The organism is Dorea sp. AGR2135, from assembly GCF_000420885.1.
Classification (GTDB): domain Bacteria; phylum Bacillota; class Clostridia; order Lachnospirales; family Lachnospiraceae; genus Dorea; species Dorea formicigenerans.
This window is the reverse complement of record NZ_ATVU01000020.1, coordinates 11472-31769: the sequence shown is the minus strand read 5'-3', so window position 1 is coordinate 31769 and position 20298 is coordinate 11472. Positions and strand designations below refer to the sequence as shown.

The 20298-nt window shown below is 41.6% G+C and carries 20 protein-coding genes; 15 read left to right on the top strand and 5 right to left on the bottom strand.

The window, feature by feature from the left end:
* Nucleotides 1–113: 113 nt before the first annotated feature.
* The 4 genes from hrcA to dnaJ all read left to right on the top strand — a co-directional run bounded on the left by hrcA (nucleotide 114) and on the right by dnaJ (nucleotide 5007).
* Nucleotides 114–1157: a heat-inducible transcriptional repressor HrcA gene (gene hrcA, locus G593_RS0112430; protein ID WP_005339161.1), complete on the top strand. Its 1044-nt coding sequence runs from the start codon at nucleotides 114–116 to the stop codon at nucleotides 1155–1157.
* Nucleotides 1158–1207: 50 nt separating this feature from the next.
* Complete coding sequence (gene grpE / locus G593_RS0112425; protein ID WP_173789658.1) at nucleotides 1208–1810, top strand: nucleotide exchange factor GrpE; 603 nt, start codon at nucleotides 1208–1210, stop codon at nucleotides 1808–1810.
* A 13-nt stretch (nucleotides 1811–1823) separates the two neighbouring features.
* The gene (dnaK, locus tag G593_RS0112420; protein ID WP_029731888.1) at nucleotides 1824–3701 is read left to right on the top strand and encodes a molecular chaperone DnaK; all 1878 of its coding nucleotides are present in this window, start codon (nucleotides 1824–1826) and stop codon (nucleotides 3699–3701) included.
* A gap of 115 nt (nucleotides 3702–3816) precedes the next feature.
* Nucleotides 3817–5007, top strand: a complete 1191-nt coding sequence (dnaJ, locus tag G593_RS0112415) for a molecular chaperone DnaJ (protein WP_022279819.1) — start codon at nucleotides 3817–3819, stop codon at nucleotides 5005–5007.
* A gap of 47 nt (nucleotides 5008–5054) precedes the next feature.
* On the opposite strand, the gene G593_RS0112410 is transcribed toward dnaJ, so the two are convergent.
* The 3 genes from G593_RS0112410 to G593_RS0112400 are packed head-to-tail and all read right to left on the bottom strand — an operon-like array spanning nucleotide 5055 to nucleotide 8283.
* Nucleotides 5055–6212: an ABC transporter permease gene (locus G593_RS0112410; RefSeq protein WP_029731887.1), complete on the bottom strand. Its 1158-nt coding sequence runs from the start codon at nucleotides 6210–6212 to the stop codon at nucleotides 5055–5057.
* Nucleotides 6199–7341 carry an ABC transporter permease gene (locus G593_RS0112405; protein WP_029731886.1) on the bottom strand — a complete coding sequence of 381 codons (1143 nt, stop codon included), beginning with the start codon at nucleotides 7339–7341 and terminating at the stop codon, nucleotides 6199–6201. Before G593_RS0112405 ends, G593_RS0112410 begins: the two co-directional genes overlap by 14 nt.
* Nucleotides 7342–7353: 12 nt before the next feature.
* On the bottom strand, nucleotides 7354–8283 hold the full coding sequence (locus G593_RS0112400; protein ID WP_029731885.1) for an ABC transporter ATP-binding protein: 930 nt from the start codon (nucleotides 8281–8283) through the stop codon (nucleotides 7354–7356).
* Between the two features lie 151 nt (nucleotides 8284–8434).
* Here G593_RS0112400 and G593_RS0112395 point away from each other — a divergent pair, with 151 nt between their 5' ends.
* From G593_RS0112395 to G593_RS0112350, 11 genes are all read left to right on the top strand, one after another.
* The gene (locus G593_RS0112395) at nucleotides 8435–9553 is read left to right on the top strand and encodes a sensor histidine kinase (RefSeq protein ID WP_029731884.1); all 1119 of its coding nucleotides are present in this window, start codon (nucleotides 8435–8437) and stop codon (nucleotides 9551–9553) included.
* A 1-nt stretch (nucleotide 9554) separates the two neighbouring features.
* Nucleotides 9555–10178, top strand: a complete 624-nt coding sequence (locus tag G593_RS0112390) for a response regulator transcription factor (RefSeq protein ID WP_005339183.1) — start codon at nucleotides 9555–9557, stop codon at nucleotides 10176–10178.
* 68 nt (nucleotides 10179–10246) lie between these two features.
* The gene (locus tag G593_RS20845; protein WP_242827089.1) at nucleotides 10247–10462 is read left to right on the top strand and encodes a hypothetical protein; all 216 of its coding nucleotides are present in this window, start codon (nucleotides 10247–10249) and stop codon (nucleotides 10460–10462) included.
* Entirely contained in the window at nucleotides 10459–10800 is a 342-nt protein-coding gene (locus G593_RS18635) for an iron-containing alcohol dehydrogenase (RefSeq protein ID WP_049946488.1), read from the top strand. The genes G593_RS20845 and G593_RS18635 overlap by 4 nt, the downstream gene beginning before the upstream one ends.
* Nucleotides 10781–10918, top strand: coding sequence for a hypothetical protein (locus G593_RS20180; protein WP_155961812.1), 138 nt, complete (start codon nucleotides 10781–10783; stop codon nucleotides 10916–10918). The genes G593_RS18635 and G593_RS20180 overlap by 20 nt, the downstream gene beginning before the upstream one ends.
* Nucleotides 10887–12281: an MATE family efflux transporter gene (locus G593_RS0112375; RefSeq protein ID WP_029731882.1), complete on the top strand. Its 1395-nt coding sequence runs from the start codon at nucleotides 10887–10889 to the stop codon at nucleotides 12279–12281. The genes G593_RS20180 and G593_RS0112375 overlap by 32 nt, the downstream gene beginning before the upstream one ends.
* Nucleotides 12282–12416: 135 nt before the next feature.
* A complete protein-coding gene (locus G593_RS0112370) occupies nucleotides 12417–12794 on the top strand; it encodes a RidA family protein (protein ID WP_005339187.1) in 378 nt (125 codons plus the stop codon).
* 26 nt (nucleotides 12795–12820) lie between these two features.
* Complete coding sequence (locus tag G593_RS0112365) at nucleotides 12821–13651, top strand: Mrp/NBP35 family ATP-binding protein (RefSeq protein WP_005331498.1); 831 nt, start codon at nucleotides 12821–12823, stop codon at nucleotides 13649–13651.
* 440 nt (nucleotides 13652–14091) lie between these two features.
* Nucleotides 14092–15420, top strand: coding sequence for a putative DNA modification/repair radical SAM protein (locus G593_RS0112360; RefSeq protein WP_022279829.1), 1329 nt, complete (start codon nucleotides 14092–14094; stop codon nucleotides 15418–15420).
* Entirely contained in the window at nucleotides 15398–16171 is a 774-nt protein-coding gene (locus G593_RS0112355) for a TIGR03915 family putative DNA repair protein (RefSeq protein WP_029731881.1), read from the top strand. Before G593_RS0112360 ends, G593_RS0112355 begins: the two co-directional genes overlap by 23 nt.
* A 78-nt stretch (nucleotides 16172–16249) precedes the next feature.
* Nucleotides 16250–18667 carry an ATP-dependent DNA helicase gene (locus tag G593_RS0112350; RefSeq protein ID WP_029731880.1) on the top strand — a complete coding sequence of 806 codons (2418 nt, stop codon included), beginning with the start codon at nucleotides 16250–16252 and terminating at the stop codon, nucleotides 18665–18667.
* Between the two features lie 99 nt (nucleotides 18668–18766).
* Here the strand turns inward: G593_RS0112350 and G593_RS0112345 are convergent, their stop codons facing one another.
* Nucleotides 18767–19603 (bottom strand): hypothetical protein, encoded by an 837-nt coding sequence (locus G593_RS0112345; protein WP_029731879.1) that lies wholly within the window; start codon nucleotides 19601–19603, stop codon nucleotides 18767–18769.
* Complete coding sequence (locus G593_RS0112340; RefSeq protein WP_029731878.1) at nucleotides 19597–20298, bottom strand: ABC transporter ATP-binding protein; 702 nt, start codon at nucleotides 20296–20298, stop codon at nucleotides 19597–19599. Before G593_RS0112340 ends, G593_RS0112345 begins: the two co-directional genes overlap by 7 nt.

The following is a 20298-nucleotide window of genomic DNA, read 5'->3' as shown; positions in this document are numbered from 1 at the left end:
AAAAGTAAGAAATGTTGTTGACAAAAGTCAAATCGAGTGATACATTAATAGTCGAAAGGTGTTAGCACTCCAATATAATGAGTGCTAACAAATCCGAAAGAAGGAGGCATATGATGATTCAGGAACAGGAACTGAGCGAACGAAAATTAAAGATCCTTCAGGCAATCATTAAGAATTATCTGGAGACAGGCGAGCCGGTGGGTTCCAGAACAATTTCCAAGTACACGGATCTGAACTTAAGTTCAGCAACCATTCGTAATGAGATGGCGGATCTGGAAGAACTTGGATATATTTTACAGCCTCATACGTCTGCCGGACGTATTCCTTCGGATAAAGGCTACAGACTCTATGTAGATATGCTGATGGAGCAGAAAGAACAGGAACTAAGTGAGATGCAGGAACAGATGCTTGAGAAAGCAGATAAGATGGATCAGCTTTTGAAACAGGCAGCAAAAGTTCTGGCGAACAGTACAAACTATGCGACACTGGTTTCTTCACCGATGAACAATCGCAACCGGATTAAGTTCATACAGCTTACGATGGTTGATGAGGAACAGATGATTGCAGTGATCGTGCTTGATGGAAATGTGATCAAGAATAAGATTATACATGTAGATGAGCCAATCAACAATGAGAACTTGTTAAAACTCAACATGCTTCTGAACACAACACTTAATGGCATGTCTATAGAAGAGATTAATCTTGGACTGATCGCGAGACTGAAAGAAGGAGCCGGAATCCACAGCGAGGTTGTGGGGAATGTATTGGATGCAGTCGCAGATGTTATTCAGGTCGATGAAGACATGCAGATCTACACAAGCGGTGCAACAAATATTTTTAAATATCCGGAACTCAGTGATAAGCAGAGTGCGCAGGAAATTATCAGTGCATTCGAAGAAAAGCAGCAGCTTACAGATCTCGTTACGCAGACCTTATCCAATGAAGAGAACACAGGCATTCAGGTATATATCGGAGATGAGGCTCCGGTGAAGACTATGAAAGATTGCAGTGTTGTCACCGCCACTTATGAATTAGGGGACGGTGTAAAGGGAACGATAGGTATTATCGGACCGAAAAGAATGGATTATGAGAATGTGTTAAAGTCAATGAAGCGTCTCCAGAGTGAACTGGATCAGATGTTTCATAAAGAGGAATAGAAAGGTGGAATTGATCCTTGGAAGATAAAGAAAAGAAAAGTCAGGAAGATATGGTAAAAGAAGCCGTAGAAGAGGCAAAGAAAGAAGCAGAAGCTTCAAAAGATGAAGCAGAAGAAGCCAAGACAGAAGAAGTTTCTGAAGAACAGGAAGCAGGGACAGAGGATCAGACAGAAGAAAAAGCTTCAAAAAAATTCTTCGGCAAGAAGGATAAGAAAGACAAAAAGGACGAGAAGATTGAAGAACTGACAGACAGACTTACTCGTCAGATGGCAGAGTTTGATAACTTCCGCAAACGTACAGAAAAGGAAAAATCCCAGATGTACGAAGTAGGAGCGAAAGATATCATAGAGAAGATTCTCCCGGTGGTAGATAACTTCGAAAGAGGATTAGATGCAGTTCCGGAAGAGAAAAAAGAAGACCCGTTCATTCAGGGAATGGAAAAGGTCTACAAACAATTTATGACAGTTCTGGAGAGCGTTGAGGTTAAGCCGATAGAGGCACTTGGCAATCAGTTCGATCCGAATTTCCATAATGCAGTGATGCATGTGGAAGATGAAAACTTCGGAGAGAATGAAGTCGCAGAAGAGTTCCAGAAAGGTTATATGTATCGTGACTCAGTAGTGAGACACAGTATGGTAAAGGTAGCAAATTAAGGAGGAATAGATTATGGGCAAAATTATTGGTATTGACTTAGGAACAACAAACAGCTGTGTAGCCGTTATGGAAGGTGGACAGCCAACAGTTATCGCAAATACAGAAGGAGCAAGAACAACACCATCAGTTGTAGCATTTACAAAGACAGGTGAGCGTCTTGTTGGTGAGCCTGCAAAACGTCAGGCAGTTACAAATGCAGAGAGAACAATCTCTTCTATTAAGAGAGAGATGGGATCTGATTACAGAGTAACAATCGATGATAAGAAATATTCTCCACAGGAGATTTCAGCTATGATCCTTCAGAAATTGAAAGCAGATGCAGAAGGATACTTAGGAGAGAAAGTAACAGAGGCTGTTATCACAGTACCTGCTTACTTCAACGATGCTCAGCGTCAGGCAACAAAAGATGCTGGTAAGATTGCAGGACTTGATGTAAAACGTATCATCAATGAGCCTACAGCAGCAGCACTTGCTTATGGACTTGACAATGAGAATGAGCAGAAGATCATGGTATATGACCTTGGTGGTGGTACATTTGATGTATCTGTTATTGAGATTGGTGATGGAGTTATCGAAGTATTATCAACAGCAGGTAACAACAGACTTGGTGGAGATGATTTCGATCAGAAGATTACAGACTACATGATTGCTGAGTTCAAGAAACAGGAAGGCGTTGACTTATCTACAGATAAGATGGCACTTCAGAGATTAAAAGAAGCTGCAGAGAAAGCGAAAAAAGAGCTGTCTTCCGCAACAACAACAAACATCAACCTTCCGTTCATCACAGCAACTGCTGAAGGACCGAAGCATTTTGATATGAATCTTACAAGAGCTAAATTCGATGAACTGACACATGATCTTGTTATGAAGACATCTGAGCCGGTACAGAGAGCTCTGTCTGATGCAGGAATTACAGCATCTGAACTTGGTCAGGTACTTCTTGTTGGCGGATCAACACGTATCCCTGCTGTACAGGAAGAGGTAAAACGTCTGACAGGTAAAGAGCCAAGCAAATCTCTGAACCCAGATGAATGTGTAGCACTTGGAGCATCTGTTCAGGGTGGTAAACTTGCCGGAGATACAGGCGCTGGAGATATCCTTCTTCTTGATGTAACACCATTGTCACTGTCTATCGAGACTATGGGTGGAGTTGCTACAAGACTGATCGAGAGAAATACAACAATTCCTACAAAGAAGAGCCAGATTTTCTCAACAGCAGCAGATAACCAGACAGCTGTTGACATCAATGTTGTACAGGGTGAGAGACAGTTCGCAAAAGACAACAAGTCTCTCGGAAGATTCCAGCTTGATGGAATCGCACCAGCTCCAAGAGGAGTACCGCAGATTGAGGTTACATTCGATATCGATGCCAATGGTATCGTAAATGTATCTGCAAAAGACCTTGGAACAGGTAAAGAGCAGCACATCACAATCACAGCAGGATCTAACATGTCTGATGATGAGATTGATAAGGCTGTAAAAGAGGCTGCAGCATTTGAGGCTCAAGATAAGAAACGTAAAGAGGGAATCGATACAAAGAATGAGGCAGACGCTTTAGTGTTCCAGACAGAGAAAGCTATCCAGGAAGTTGGAGATAAACTGGATGCTAACGATAAAGCTGGTGTAGAGGTTGACTGCAAAGCACTGAAAGAGATTCTTGAAAAAGTAAATATGGACGATATTACAGACGCTCAGATTGCTGAGATTAAAGCTGGTAAAGAGAAGCTTTCTGAAAGTGCTCAGAAACTGTTCACAAAGATGTATGAGCAGGCAGGAGCAGCTGCACAGGGAGCACAGGGAGCAGGTGCTCAGGCAGGACCAGAGGCAGGACCGGCACCGGATGGATTCCAGGGAGACGATGTAGTAGACGGAGATTATAAAGAAGTCTAAAGCATAAAAAGGCGGAATAATACCGCATCGAATGCGAAGGCTGTTCCGCGGAATGTGACTGAATTTTAAGGAGGTCAGGTTTCGCGGAACTTCCTTTTGTTAAGGAGAGAAAGTAATGGCAGAAGCAAAGAGAGATTACTATGAGGTTCTCGGCGTCAGTAAGGATGTCGATGAAGCGACTTTGAAAAAGGCATATCGTAAAGTTGCCAAAAAGTATCATCCGGATATGAATCCGGGAGATGCAGAGGCGGAGAGGAAGTTTAAAGAAGCTTCGGAAGCATATGCTATACTTAGCGACCCTGAAAAGAGACGTCAGTATGATCAGTTTGGTCATGCAGCATTTGAAGGAGGAGCAGGAGGAGCCGGCGGATATGGCGGCTTTGATTTTAATGGAGCTGATTTCAGTGACATATTTGGTGATATCTTTGGTGACATATTTGGTGGTGGAAGAAGCAGAAACCGCAGCCAGGGACCGATGAAGGGTGCAAGCATCCGTAAGGCAGTAAGAATTTCATTTGAAGAAGCAGTATTTGGATGTGAGAAGAAGATTGATGTAATTTTAAAGGATCCGTGCCCAAAATGTAATGGAACAGGTGCAAAACCAGGAACGACTCCGGAGACATGCTCAAAGTGCGGCGGAAAAGGTCAGGTTGTATACAGCCAGCAGTCACTGTTTGGGATGGTACAGAATGTACAGACTTGTCCGGATTGTCACGGAACTGGTAAGATTATTCGTGAGAAATGTCCGGATTGTGCCGGTACAGGATATATTTCCAGTAAGAAGAAGATTTCTGTCAAGATTCCGGCAGGAATTGATGACGGACAGAGTGTAAGAATTCGTGATAAAGGTGAACCGGGAGTGAATGGCGGACCAAGAGGAGATCTTCTTGTGCAGGTCACAGTATCCAGACACCCAATTTTTCAGCGTCAGGATGTACACATTTTCTCAACGGTTCCGATTTCCTTTGCACAGGCAGCACTTGGTGCAGATATCCGCATCAAGACAGTAGATGGAGAAGTTATCTACAATGTGAAACCAGGTACTAAGACAGATACGAAAGTACGCTTGAAAGGAAAGGGTGTTCCATCACTTCGTAATCCGCAGGTTCGCGGTGATCACTATGTAACACTGGTGATCCAGACACCGGAGAAGTTGAGCCATGAGGCAAAAGAAGCACTTCGTAAGTTCGATGAACTGGCGGGAAATACACTAAATCAGGCAGGAAAAAATGACGGTGAGAAAGAAAAGCCGGAAAAGAAGAAAAAAGGATTTATGGATAAAGTAAAAGAAGCCTTTGATGATTAAGTTCATCAGGGGCTTCTTCCCGTTGTGTCAGAAAAATGAATCACCCACTAAGCAGTTTGTCTTCTCATACGGCCTGCAATGAGGGCGAGACTTAAGAATGCGAGGGCGAAGAGGAGTTGGATGCCGTAGCAGGTGTACAGGGTGTGAATCTGTGTTCCACTGAATGTGTTGTGGCTTTTCAACAGGTTATTTGCAACTTCGTACCAGTAGACCGGAAGAAACTGGGCAATTTTCTGTACACTTTTTCCGAGGATATCCATACTGACGAAGACTCCGCACAGGAAGGACATTCCAAGGCTGACCACATTGACGACTGCACTGATCAGTTGTTCTTTGTCTGTAAATGTGGAGACAAAGAATGCCAGGCTTAGTGCGGACAGAGCCATCATAAAGCTGTTGATCAGATAGTATGTAAGATTTGTATCTGCCAGAAATGTTTTTCCATACAATATGATTGGAAGGAGTGTGCATAAAAACCAGACGGCAAGTCCGATGACTGTGCAGCCGAGCGCAAGCTGCAGGTTGTACTTCCGGCTGGAAATGGAAGTACACAGTATTCGTGAGCGGACTTCTGGATTGTTGAATGACATCATGATTGTTATAATGACATAGCATAGAATGGACAGAATAATGTAAGGCATATACTGATACATGTATGCGTGCATCGGAATATTTCCACCATATCCGTTCTGATCCAGCATCGTTACATGAGATTCTTCTGTCATAGCCTCCTTAAGCATTACAGTGGCATCTTCGGCTGAATAACCGGAGGCAAGAAGCATATGCATTTCCTGAACCCATGCATTGACCTGACTGTCTACATAGTAACCACTTGTACTGCCCGGAACTTTTGTGACGGTAAGACTTGCAGTTTTGCTTTTACAGCTTTGAGTGAAATCTTTTGGAATCGTCAATACATAATAGACGTGCCGGTAGAACAGGTTATCCTGAATGGCAGTTTTGGTATCCGGAATATCAATCAGATTGTGCCGGGAAGCCAGATAATCGGTCAGGGCTTCGGACACCGGACTTTTGTCATGGTCAATGACTGCAATGTCGAGTTTTGTCTGTTCAAACATTTTATCGGTATCTGTAAGTTCACTTTTTTGTACAGCAATTGTAATTGTGAGAAAAATGATAATATACATGAAAACATATCCGAGATTTCTTTTTGTAATTGTCAAAAATCCTTTAAATACTGTCATAACGTTCCCTCCTTACTCCTAAGAATGCAATACCAAGGAAAAGAATACTCATGATCAGCAGAGTAATCATACATCTCTGGTATCGTAACGTGTCATTGTAGACACTGATGCAATAGTAAGCATCACTTAAAACAGCCGCCGGATTGATACGGTTCAGAATGGGGGCATTCTGTTCTATTACATCTTTCATATTGCCAAACATCAGACCAGACAAAAAACCGGTCAGTAAAGTTGTGGAGGTACAGATGCCGATTTTTGCTGAAAATGTAAGTTTTCCGATGCAGCCGATCATGAGTCCCAGGCAGATTCCGATGAGACTTCCCATAAAATTCGTGGCAAGGATAGCCAGATAATTATTTCCCAGGTCAATGTCAAGAATACAGTTCAAATAAAAAGTCAGAATCATTACATTTATGAAATGTATAAAAATCAGCACCAACATATCAATAAAAATAAGAAATTGTTTTCGGTAAGGGGTGATACTTCGTCTGGCTCCTAAGGGACTTAAGTTCGCCTGGGTATCACGTACTGCTTCGATACTTAGATATGCACCGGACATACAAGCATAGGCAATCAGGGCGAAGAAATACAATACAGTCGGATTTAATGTTTTTCCACCGACACTTTTTTCCGTGATGAAACTGCCATTCGTCTGCAAGGAAGCAACAGCATCAGTCAGACGCTTCGGATGAGTTCTGGCAATCTCTTTGAACAGATGTGCATTCTGGTTATAAGTATTTAAAAGAGAAGTCAGAATACTTTGGCTGACTCCATTTTTTGTGATTGTAAGAGACGGGGTCTCTTTTACATAGTAGATTCCAAGAATCTCATCATTTTCCAGTTTCTTTTTCGCGTCTTTTTCATTCTTTACGTCTTGAATATCTAGAACGCTACCGTTCATGGCGTCAAGGAAATCTGCAAAAAATGTACCGGATGACTTCGTTTCAAGCTTATTGATAACAGCAACGGGTACCGGATCCCAGTCGGAGTCTCCGGTGGCAGATATGCCGATATTTCCAAAGGAAATGTAGAACAGTGTGCCGAGAATCATTGGGAATGCAAGTGCCCAGAACATCATAGGCCGATTCCTTGTAATCTGTAAAAAACGATATTTTATTAAATGACACATAAAAATTCCTCCTTAGTCCCGAAGTTCTTTTCCCGTGATTTCCAAGAAGACATCGTTGAGTGTTGGAAGTTCTGAAAATACGCGCCCGAAAGAAATGTTGTGATCACCCAGGTATTTTAAGAGGCTGATCAGATTGTGTTTCCCTCCACTTAGGCGGATTTTTAATACCTGTTCTTCATAGGTCAGTTCAAATACATTTGGCATCGTACGGATTTCAGAGAGTGTTTCCGGATTTAGGTTTATAGCTTCGATGGTGATCGTCTCACCGGTTTTGATCATATTTTTCAGCTCTTCACATGTTCCGGTCGCAAGTACATGGCCATGATCAATGATTGCAATACGGCTGCAGATCTGTTCAACTTCTTCCATATAATGGGAAGTATAAATGATTGTAGATCCCTGACGGTTCAGTTCTAAGATTCCTTCCAGGATCCGATTCCGGCTCTGTGGATCGACAGCTACCGTTGGTTCGTCCATGATGATAAGCTTTGGCTTGTGGGCAATACCGCAGGCAATGTTGAGTCTTCTAAGAAGACCGCCGGACAATTTTCCGGGACGTTTTTTTGCATATTCCGTAAGTCCAACAAAATCCAGTGCTTCGTCCACCAGCTTTTTACGCTTTTGTTTGTCAGTTACATACAGACCACAGAAATAGTCTACATTTTCACGGACACTCATCTGATGAAACACAGCCACATTTTGCATGACAACACCAATCTCTTTTTTGATATCGTAACTGTCCGGGGTCATGTTTTTGCCAAAAATCTGAATCGTACCTTTGTCATATTTCAACAACGCCAGCATACAGCCGATCGCGGTGGATTTTCCGGAGCCGTTTGGTCCCAGAAGTCCAAAGATCTCACCTTCTTTAATGTCCAGGTTCAGGTGATCCAGTGCGATCAGATCACCATATCTTTTTACAAGATTTTCAATATGAATCATAGGAAATTCCTCCAGTTCTTAGTTTTGAGACTTGCATATTTCTTACTTGTAATTATAAATGTCTTATGCTTATAATGTTAGTGGCAGACGTCATAAAACGATGTGACAAATGTCATGTTTTGCTTTTTAGAAAAGTTAGGAGAGAACAAATATGAGAAGAATGACAGGGCAGCTTCTGTTAATTTTATATAGTTTTCTTTTTTTGTTGCTTTCGCCGGCTGACTTGAATTTTGTGGTGGGCTTTCTGGTGTCATTGATCTGTATTGGCATGCAGATGTTCTTAAAAGATGACTGGGAAAGGTATGTTCTGTTAATATGTATTTTAGCCGGAAGTTGGTACTGTGTGGGAATCTGTGAATTCCTGCCGGTTCTTTTTTATGGATTCTGGACGAAAGAGAAACGGGGTATCATGATACTCGCTGTGGCAGGAGGGATATTTACAGGTGCGTCAGGGAATGTGAATCTAAGTCATGGACAAATGTATCTTTTGATAGTTGGAATTTTACTGTCGCTTGTGTTGAAGTTAAAAGAAGAGGCTTATGAGGAGTTGGAACAGGAATACCGGAAAACCCGTGATGACAGTAAGGAAAGGAATCTGCTTTTACAAGAAAAGAATCGCAGCCTGATTGAGAAGCAGGACTATGAAATTTATACGGCAACACTTCAGGAGCGGAATCGCATTGCAAGAGAAATTCATGACAATGTGGGACATTTGCTATCAAGATGCATCCTTATAGTGGGTGCAATGAAGAGTGTAAATGAAGACAAAAAACTGTCCTCTTCCATTGAACAATTGGAGGAGTCGTTGAATACAGCCATGACCAGTGTGCGGGAGAGTGTCCATGACCTTCATGATGATTCTGTGAATCTGAGAGAAGTGACGGAAGAACTGGTGGGAGAGTTTACATTTTGCCCGGTAGATTTATCTTATGATATGGGATATGATGTTCCAAGAGAGATTAAATACGGCTTTATCGCAATTGTAAAAGAGGCACTTCACAATATTGTAAGGCACAGTGATGCAAGTAAAGTGAAGATAGTCATGCGGGAGCACCCAGCGCTTTATCAGCTGATCGTGGAGGATAATGGGACTGTGAAAGAACCAATACAAAGTGGCGGAGTAAAAGCTGTATCCAGAGAATATCAGTCTGGACAGGGTATGGGACTTCGCAATATGAGCGACCGCGTCCGGATGCTTGGAGGCATGATGCAAATTGTAAGAAAAGAGGGATTTCGTATTTTTATTACGATTCCCAAGGAGGTATCTTAAAATGAGAATCGTGATTGCAGATGATGATATGCTTGTATCAGGGGCACTTAGGACGATTCTGGAAAAAGATCAGGATATAGAAGTTCAGGGCATTGCCTCAAATGGGAAGGAAGCTATAGAACTTTACCGGAAATATGAGCCGGATGTGTTGCTGATGGATATCCGCATGAGTCCAATGAGCGGTCTGGAGGCATCGGAAGAGATTTTAAAAGAAAAACCAGAGGCAAAGATATTGCTCCTTACAACATTTTCTGATGACGAGTATATTGTAAAAGCGTTGAAATGTGGTGTGAAAGGATATCTTTTAAAACAGGATTATGCAAGTATTCTGCCGGCAATCCGGGCAGTGTGCACGGGGCAGACGGTGTTCGGAACTCAGATCATATCCAGACTGCCGGAACTTTTAGAGCGAAAGAGTGCTTTTGATTATGAGACTTATGAGATTACAGAAAAAGAACGCGCTGTTATGAAGCTTGTGGCAGACGGAAAGAGCAATAAAGAAATTGCAGGGGAAATGTTTTTAAGCGAGGGAACGATCCGAAATTATATCAGTGGGATTTTGGATAAATTGAATTTAAGAGACCGTACACAGCTTGCAGTTTTTTATCTCAGAAATTGCACATAAAATCATTGGCAATATCAGAATTGCAGCTGTGGATGAAAAATATAGAAAAAAAGAAGGAGAAATTGATGATGCAGAGTTTTGTACAGTATACCCCAACGAAAGTTGTATTTGGAAAAGCCACACAGAAGGAAGCTGGAAAGCTGGTCAGTGAATTTGGGATAACGAAGGTATTTCTTGTATATGGCGGTGGAAGTGCAATCGATACAGCAAAAGGAATTGCGATAGGTGCTGCAAATCCGGGCACAGATATTTGGGAGTTCTGGAAGAAGATTATGATGCTATGAGTGAAATCATGTGGTGCGGAAGTATTTCCTATAACGGAATTACCGGACTTGGAAGACCAAAGGATTTTCTGTGCCATAAGCTGGGACATCAGCTTGGTGCAAAATTTGACGAAGCCCACGGTGCAACATTATCTGCAGTCTGGGGAAGCTGGGCGAGATATGTCTATCATCTGGATGAGGCAAGATTTGCAAATTACGGAAGAAAAGTATGGAACATGGATGAGGAAAATGATGAAAAAACGTCTGTGGCAACGATTGAGAAAACCGAAGAATTCTTCCGGTCTTTGCATATGCCGACTTGTCTGGGAGATATGAAAAATGGGTGTACAGCCGGATGAAGTATTAAAAGAAATGGCTGGCAAGGCGACTGCAGGGGATACCATGAAAGTGGGCGCTTTCCAGAAAATGGGGGAAAAAGAGTTATATGAGATTTATAAAAAGGCAAACCACAGATAATCTAAATATTGACTGGCATGCATTTTACAGAAATGTATTTGCCTTAATTATTCCAATGGCGCTCCAGAATCTGATCAACGTCGGAGTGACTGCAGTTGATGTTATGATGCTTGGAAGAGTGGGAGAAAAAGTGTTGTCTGGTTCTTCGCTGGCAGGACAGATCCAGTTTATTATGATGCTGATTTTTTTCGGCATCACATCTGGAGCAACAGTACTGACAGCGCAGTACTGGGGAAAGAAAGATATCAGAACTATTGAGAAGATTCTTGGTATGGGACTTACAATCTCACTTGCAATTGCGGTAATTTTTATGACATTGGCCTTGACTATTCCGGGCCCTTTGATGCGTATTTTTACATCGGATCCGGAAGTAATTGCAGAGGGAGTGAAATACTTACGGATTGTTGGAATATCTTATCTTTTCATAGCGGTAACGCAGGTTTATCTGAATATTATGAGAAGTATTGAACGGGTGATGATTGCTACTTTTGTATATTTTATGTCTTTGGTTGTCAATGCAATTATGAATACAATTTTGATTTTTGGACTTTTGGGATTTCCGGCACTTGGAATTCAAGGAGCTGCAATCGGCACATTATGTGCCAGAATGACAGAGACATTGATCGTGCTTATTTATGCACATTTCATGAATCGGGATGTGAAAATTCGTCCTCGATTTATGATACAGATTGACAGGGTACTTGCAAAAGATTATCTAATCTATGCCATGCCGGTTGTGTTAAATGAAATGATGTGGGGACTTGGAGTCTCTGCGAATACTGCTGTCATCGGTCATCTTGGGAGTGCGGCGGTTGCATCAAATTCAGTTGCACAAGTAGCGAGACAGCTTGCCCAGGTCGTTGTATTTGGAATTGCAAATGCGACAGCCGTCTATCTAGGTAAGACGATCGGGGAGCGCAAATTCGATTATGCGAAGGCTTATGCAAAAAGATTTATTCGGCTGGCACTTATTATGGGTTGTTGTGGTGCATGTGTAATTTTAATCTGTGCTCCGATTGCAAATACATTTCTTGTATTATCGCCTGAGGCAAAAGAATATCTTTATATGATGTTTGGCGTCATGTCTTATTTTGTCATTGCACAGGCAGTCAATACAACATTGGTAGTAGGTGTATTTCGTTCAGGAGGAGATACGAGATTCGGATTAATTCTGGATGTGTCGACGATGTGGGGATTTTCTATATTGCTGGGTGCAGTCGCAGCATTTTTCTTACACGCAAGTGTACCGGTCGTTTATATACTTCTGATGAGTGATGAGCTGGTGAAATTACCGCTTACGCTAAAGAGGTACCACAGTTACAAATGGCTCAAAGATGTCACGAGGAATAACCTGGAAATTTAAAGCTGTGAAAAAGGGGGTAAAAGCAAAGATTAAAGGGAATTCAAGGTTGATAAATTACCTGAAAAGGTAGTACAATAGATTCAGAGCTCAGAAATACAGAGCAGTTTCAGAATAATGAAAGAGAGGTATAGGATTATGAAAGTAATCGCAACAGAAAAAGCACCGGCAGCAATCGGACCATATTCACAGGCATATGTTAATAACGGAGTTCTTTATACATCCGGACAGCTTGGAATCAATCCTGAGACAGGAAATCTTGGCGGAGATACAATCGAAGAGCAGGCTGAGTGGTCTTGCAAGAATGTAGGAGAGATTTTAAAAGCAGCAGGTACAGATTATGAGCATGTACTTAAAACAACATGTTTCCTGGCTGACATTGCTGATTTCGGAGCATTCAATGAAGTTTATGCAAAATATTTCACATCAAAACCGGCAAGAAGCTGTTTTGCAGTGAAAGATCTCCCTAAGGGAGCACTCTGCGAGATTGAAGTAATCGCAGCAGTAGAAGAGTAAAAGAGGCCAGAAAGGAAGTTTTAGTTATGTCAGAGAATCAGAAAGGATGCTCACCATCCGATTGCCAGGGGTGTGCACATGCAGGGACTTGTAACAGTAAACCGCAGGATTTTCATAAACCGGCGAATGCAAAATCACACATTCGTAATGTGATCGCAGTTGTCAGTGGAAAGGGCGGAGTCGGAAAATCGATGGTAACTGCATCATTGGCAAGAATGATGAGAGAACAAGGATTTTCTGTAGGAATTCTGGATGCAGATATTACAGGACCGTCTATTCCGAAGATGTATGGAATCCATGATACAGCAAAAGGAAGCGATGATGGAATCTTTCCGGAGATTGCAAAAGACGGAACAAAGATTATGTCTGTCAACCTGCTTTTACCGAATGAATCGGATCCGGTAATCTGGAGAGCACCGATTATTACAAGTGTTGTAACTCAGTTCTGGACAGATGTTATCTGGGGAGATCTGGATTATCTCTTTGTAGATATGCCGCCTGGAACTGGTGATGTTCCACTTACAGTATTCCAGTCTCTTCCGGTGAATGGAGCAGTGATCGTAACATCTCCACAGGATCTTGTGCGTATGATCGTAGAGAAAGCTTACAAGATGGTAAGACAGATGAATATTCCAGTGCTCGGAATCGTAGAGAATTACAGTTATCTGACTTGCCCGGATTGTGGAAAGAAGATTTCCGTATTTGGAGAAAGCCATATCGATGAAGTGGCAGCTGAGTTAGGTATTCCGGTTCTTGGTAAGATGCCGATTGATCCGGCTCTTTCTGAGATGGTAGAGAATGAGAAGTTCTATGAAGTTTCGAATGAGTACCTGGCAGATGCAGTAAATAAAATATAAGAAGATTACAAGGAATATTTTGAAAAATATTTGCTAATAAGAGTGCAGAGATGTACTTCATGTAACAATAAAAGAAAGAGTAACCGACTGATATGTGAGAAGAAAGATATCAGTTGGTTATTCTTTTTTTATCCTAATTTCATGTAATTAAAATAATGTTGGTACCAAAAGCTCCAACTATGATGCCTACGGATTGTTTCGTGCTTTGCACTCCCACAATCCTCCCAATTATTCGCATATCGTGGGATTGTCATCCCACTTTTAGGCTCATATTGGGGCGGGCCCCAAGGTCTTTCATCCACTTATGAGCAAGCTCATGTGGATGAAAGACCTTTTGACCCTGGCATCGTTAAAATATAAATTGACAAATCGAACAAATGTTCTTATAATAAAAACAGAACAGATGTTCGCATTATGATATTAGGAAAGCAGGAAAGAATATGAAGATACAGAATTCCATGTCTATCTATGAAAAATTAAATATTTTATCGGATGCAGCAAAGTATGATGTGGCGTGTACTTCCAGTGGAACGAAGAGAAAAGGTGATGGTTCCGGAATGGGAAACTGTACACAGTGTGGAATCTGCCACAGTTTTTCTGCAGATGGCAGATGTATTTCACTTTTAAAAATCCTGTTTACGAATGAATGCATTTTTGACTGTAAGTACTGCGTGAACAGAAGAAGTAATGATGTAGTGAGGACTTCTTTTACACCTGATGAAGTTTGTACGCTTACAATGGAATTCTATCGGAGAAATTATATTGAAGGACTATTTTTAAGTTCCGGCATTCTGGTAAGTCCGGATTATACGATGGAGTTAATCTGTGCAACACTTTATAAGCTGAGAAAAGAGTGTAATTTTCAGGGATATATCCATGTGAAAGCCATTCCGGGAGCAAGTCAGGAACTGATCCAAAAAGCAGGATTTCTGGCGGACAGAATGAGTGTGAATCTGGAACTTCCGACAGCAGAAGGATTGAAACTATTGGCACCGCATAAATCCAGAAAGAATATCCTCGCACCGATGAGGCTCATCCAAGAAGGGAGGAATGAAAATAGCCGTGAACTGTCATTATACCGTCAGGCACCGAGATTTGTACCGGCAGGGCAGAGTACCCAGATGATTATCGGAGCAACTTTGGAATCGGATTATCAGATTATGAAGGTGACAGAGAGTCTGTATAAGAAGTTTGAATTGAAACGAGTGTTTTATTCTGCATTCGTACATGTGAATGAAGATAAAGCACTTCCGGCAAGGACAGATGACGGACCGCCGCTTCTCCGGGAACATCGGCTCTATCAGGCAGACTGGCTGCTTCGTTATTATCATTTTCAGGCAGATGAATTACTGTCGGAGGAGGAACCTAATTTTAATGTTCTGTTTGATCCGAAGTGTAACTGGGCGCTGAAGCATCTGGAGTATTTTCCTGTGGAGATCAACAGGGCAGACTATGAGATGCTGCTCCGTGTACCGGGTCTTGGATATAAATCAGCAACAAGAATTGTGAAAGCGAGAAGACTTGGAATGCTGGATTTTGCAGATCTTAAGAAACTTGGAGTAGTACTGAAACGGGCGGTGTATTTTATTACCTGTAATGGGAAGACCATGTATCCGCTCAGGATAGAAGAGGAATCCATAGCCAGAAATCTTCTGGATTCCAGAGAAAAACTGCCACAGGAGGTGAGAAATCTCGGTTACAGACAGCTTTCATTATTTGATGATGTCAGGTTCCGTGAGAATTTCTATGAAAAAGATTTATGTGTGTAATGATACGATCACAGGAATATTTTCTGCAATTTATGATGCATGGAAAGAAGGAAGAGAAGAAAAAGAGTGTGGGATTGCAATAAAGGGAATGTTAGAACAGGAGCTTTTTTGTGAGTACATGTTGGTGGAGGAGAATCTTCACAAGGAACAGGCAGTAGAACGATTGATCCGAAAACATCTGGGAGGACAGGCTTATGCTGATATCTGGCATGCATCTCTTGCTTCGGATAGGGATAAGGCAGATGCAATTTATGGGACAATGCTGGCTGCAAGAAGGCTTCGTGACAGTAAAAAGGTTATGGAACATTTGAGCCACCCACAAGTGGAACGTGTATTTGAACTGAGCAGGAAGGTAGGAAGTGAAGCCCATAATTATAAAGGATTTTTGAGATTTCGGGAGTTGTCTGGCGGGATTTTGTATGGAGGGATTGCACCAAAGAACAGGATACTGACTTGTATTGCTCCACATTTTGCTAACCGGCTTCCACAGGAAAACTGGCTGATCCATGATAAGACACATCATATGTATGCAGTGCATGAGGCGGGAAGGGAATGGGTATTGGTAGAAAATGAACGGATTCAGGAGGAGAGGCTGGGGCATATATCGGAAAATGAACAGATGTATGCAAGTCTGTGGACTGCTTTTTGCAGGACAATATCTATTGAATCCAGGGAGAATCCAAGAAGTCAGATGCAGCATCTTCCACTCAGATATCGGCCGGAGATGACTGAGATGGCAGGCGAGGTGTAAAATTACTTTAAAATATTTTATATTTATGTGTTATAATATGGGCGTTTACAAGAAGTGTCAGGGAAAGGAAGAAACACAATGGATCTTGAACAGCCTGTGATTCGCATTTCTGTGCGAAATCTGGTGGAATTTATACTTCGTGCGGGAGATATAGACAATCGAATAGCGTCGACAGATAAAGATACTATGCAGCTTGGAAGCAGAATCCACAGGAAGATTCAAAAGCAGATGGGTCCGGATTATCATGCAGAGATTTCACTAAAATATGAGATTCCGTGTAAAGATTTTACGCTGAAACTGGAAGGAAGAGCAGATGGAATTATTGAGCTTCCGGAAGGAATTGTCATTGATGAAATTAAAGGTGTGTTAAGAGAACTGAATCAGATTAAAGAGCCGGTACCGGTACATCTTGCACAGGCAATGTGTTATGCGTATATTTATGCGGCATCTCATAATCTGCCGGAAATTGGTGTGCAGATGACTTACTGTAATATGGAGACAGAGGAGATAAAGCGTTTTCAGAGTGGTTACATATTCGAAGATTTGGAACGGTGGTTTTATGAGCTGATCGGAAAGTATGAAAAGTGGGCGAGATATCAGATTCAGTGGAAGAAAAAGAGAGATAAGTCGATCAAGGATGTGGAATTTCCATTTGCATACAGAGAAGGGCAGAAGAACCTGGTAACATCGGTATATCGGACGATACTTAGAAAAAAGAAGCTGTTTATTCAGGCACCGACCGGAGTTGGAAAGACGATCGCAACATTATTTCCGGCAGTGAAAGCAGTAGGAGAGGGATTGGGTGATAAGATATTTTATCTGACAGCGAAGACGATCACAAGAACAGTAGCCTGGCAGGCATTTGAGACATTACGGGAACAGGCGCTTCGCATGAAAGTAATTGTTCTGACAGCAAAAGATAAAATTTGCTTTTGTGAAGAGACAAATTGTAATCCAGATCATTGCCCTTATGCGAAAGGACATTTTGACCGGGTGAACGATGCAGTCTATGAACTTCTGACATCTTCTGATGAACTGAACCGGGAGATACTAGAGGAACAGGCAAGAAAATGGAAGGTGTGTCCGTATGAGATGAGTTTGGATGTGGCGGTCTGGGTTGATGCAATTATCTGCGATTATAATTATGTATTTGACCCACAGGCGCATTTGCGCAGATTTTTCGGAGAAGGAAATAAAGGCGATTATCTGTTTTTAATTGATGAAGCACATAATCTGGTGGAACGGGGCAGGCAGATGTACAGTGCCAGTATCTGCAAAGAAGATTTTCTTGGAATCAAGAAAAAGGTCCGGTATGAGGATGAGAAGCTAACAGAGAGACTGGAAGATTGTAACCGGGGGCTTCTGGCAATGAAACGGGAATGCGAAGAATATAAAGTTCTAAATAGTGTATCGCATATTTACCTCAAGCTTTTAAATCTGATGACAGAACTGGAACGTTTTCTGGAAGAATGTGAGAAAGAAGATATCCGGGAAGAAGTTCTGGAGTTTTATTTTCACATTCGAAGCTTTATGGATATACATGAGCGGTTAGATGAGAATTATGTGATTTATAGTGAACTGGATGGGGAAGGGAAATTCCGGGTACATCTGTTCTGTGTCAATCCAGCGGGAAATTTGGGAGAATTTCTGCAAAAGGGAAACAGCACAATTTTCTTTTCAGCTACATTATTGCCAATTACATATTATAAAAAACTGCTTTCCACGGGAAAAGAAGATTATGCAATCTATGCAGAATCCCCATTTGATGTAGAGCATCGCCTGCTAATGGTTGGAGGAGATGTAAGTACAAAGTACACACGGAGAAATGAAGAGATGTATCAGAGATATGCCAGGTATCTGTGGAAGCTTGCAAATGGAAAGAAAGGAAACTATCTGGTATTCTTTCCGTCTTATCGTTTTCTGGAAGATGTCTATGAAGCTTTTGAAAAGATTCAGGAAAAGGAAGAGTTAGAAGCCTTCCCGGCTTTGGATCATCAAATTACTTGTGTGACACAATCCCAGTCTATGTCAGAAAAGGGCAGGGAGGAATTTTTGAATACATTTGAAGAGGAAAGAAAGGAAAGCCTGATTGGATTTTGTGTCATGGGTGGTATCTTTTCAGAAGGAATTGATTTGACGGAGGATAAGCTGATCGGGGCCGTGATTGTAGGCACAGGACTGCCACAGGTTTGTCGAGAACGGGAGATTTTAAAGGATTATTTCAATCAGCACGGGCAGAGGGGATTTGACTATGCTTATCTGTATCCGGGAATGAATAAGGTACTTCAGGCAGCCGGACGTGTCATAAGAACAGACGAGGACAGAGGAGTGATATTGTTGCTGGATGATCGCTTTTTCGACAGGCGGTATCAGGAGACTTTTCCAAGAGAATGGGAAAACCAAAGAAGCTGCAGCCTTGGAAATATGGCAGAGCAGATAGAAGAGTTCTGGAAAAAAGAAAAGGAAGAAGCACAGACCGTCCGGAAAAAAGAATAAATATTGATGCATTGTTTTTCTCGCGTCAGGCGGTCTGTGATTTTGCAGATTCATATACATCTGGTCTATGTTGTGAATAATGCTGTTGCTGTATAACGATTATGCCAGATTTAATTTACGGTTCAGACGATAATAAGTAATAATATAAAGAATCACACTCCATATAATCATCAAAGCCAGAGAGATTCCCAAAAGACCGAACATATACTGAGATGGTGTAGACATATAAAGTGTTGTACTTGTTTCAATAGTTACAGTCTGGGTGTTTAGCAGCCCAAGTGGGATAAAAATCAAAAGACAGCTAATGCTTTCTACAAATGTAACGATAAAGTACATGGCAACAGCGCCAAAGACGCGATGACCGGTAAATATCTGTCCCAGAGAGATGCAGGCGTAATATAATATAACATTTGCAACTGTTCCGGCTATCATGAAAAAGATGTAAAAGGCAATTGATCCAAAGACTCCAAGATGGGATTCCAAACCGAAAATTTCCATTAGGAGAGCTTTATTGACGGAGAGAGAATCTTTTACATATGGCACCCAGGCAGCAATGTATATAGCGGCAAAGAGTCCAATTATGTCGATTATGCACCAGATTGTTCCTGCAATGACTTTTGCAAACAGGAGAGTTCCTTTTTTGACCGGCAGGGTGTGGGTCAGATATCCTTCGTCAGAGTATGTACTCTTATAAAAATGCACAGCAATGATAATTGAGGTTGCAAAAGCAACACAGGTAAGCAGGATAATACCAAAAGAAACAGTCAATCCAAGAATTAAGAAGTAAGTATTACCCAAGTTATGAACATTGTTGGCTGTAAGTCTGCCTGTGATCAGTATACGGATAAAAAATGCATATATAAGCAGAAATGCATGAATGATGATTAAAAAACGATTCATGGCTTTCATATCGTATTTGATGATTTTTCCTAACATTTGAATACCTCCCGGAATAATGCGTCAACAGATTTCTTTTGTTCTGACCGGATATCATCGACGGTTGCATTTAATACGAGTTCACCGTTCTGGATAAAGAGTACGCGGTCTAAAATATTTTCAATATCGGAAATCAGATGTGTTGAGATCAAAATCGTTGCATGTTCATTGTAATTATTTAAAATCGTGTGTAAGATGTAATCTCTGGCAGCAGGGTCAACACCTCCGATCGGTTCATCAAGTATATATAGTTTGGCGTCACGGCTCATAACAAGAATCAGTGCTACTTTTTCCTGATTTCCTTTGGAAAGAGTTTTCAAACGTGCTGTCTGATCTATGTTCAGGTCCTTCAGCATCGAAGTGGCTCGGATTTTGGAAAAATCTTCATAAAAGTCAGCAAAGTAAGAAACCAGATCTTGGATTTTCATGGAACCGTCCAGATAACTGTGGTCTGGAAGATAGGACATGATATTCTTGCTGTGGACACCAGGAAGTTCTCCGTCGATAAGAACAGTCCCTTCTGTCGGTGTTAAGAGGTCGTTGATCAGTTTGATCAGTGTAGTTTTCCCGCTACCGTTTGGACCAAGCAGTCCGATGATCTGACCATGGTTCAGTGTCAGGTTCAGATTGTGGAGAGCGTAGGCACTTTTATTGTACTTTTTGGAAAGCCCTTTACATTCTAAAATGGGTTTCAT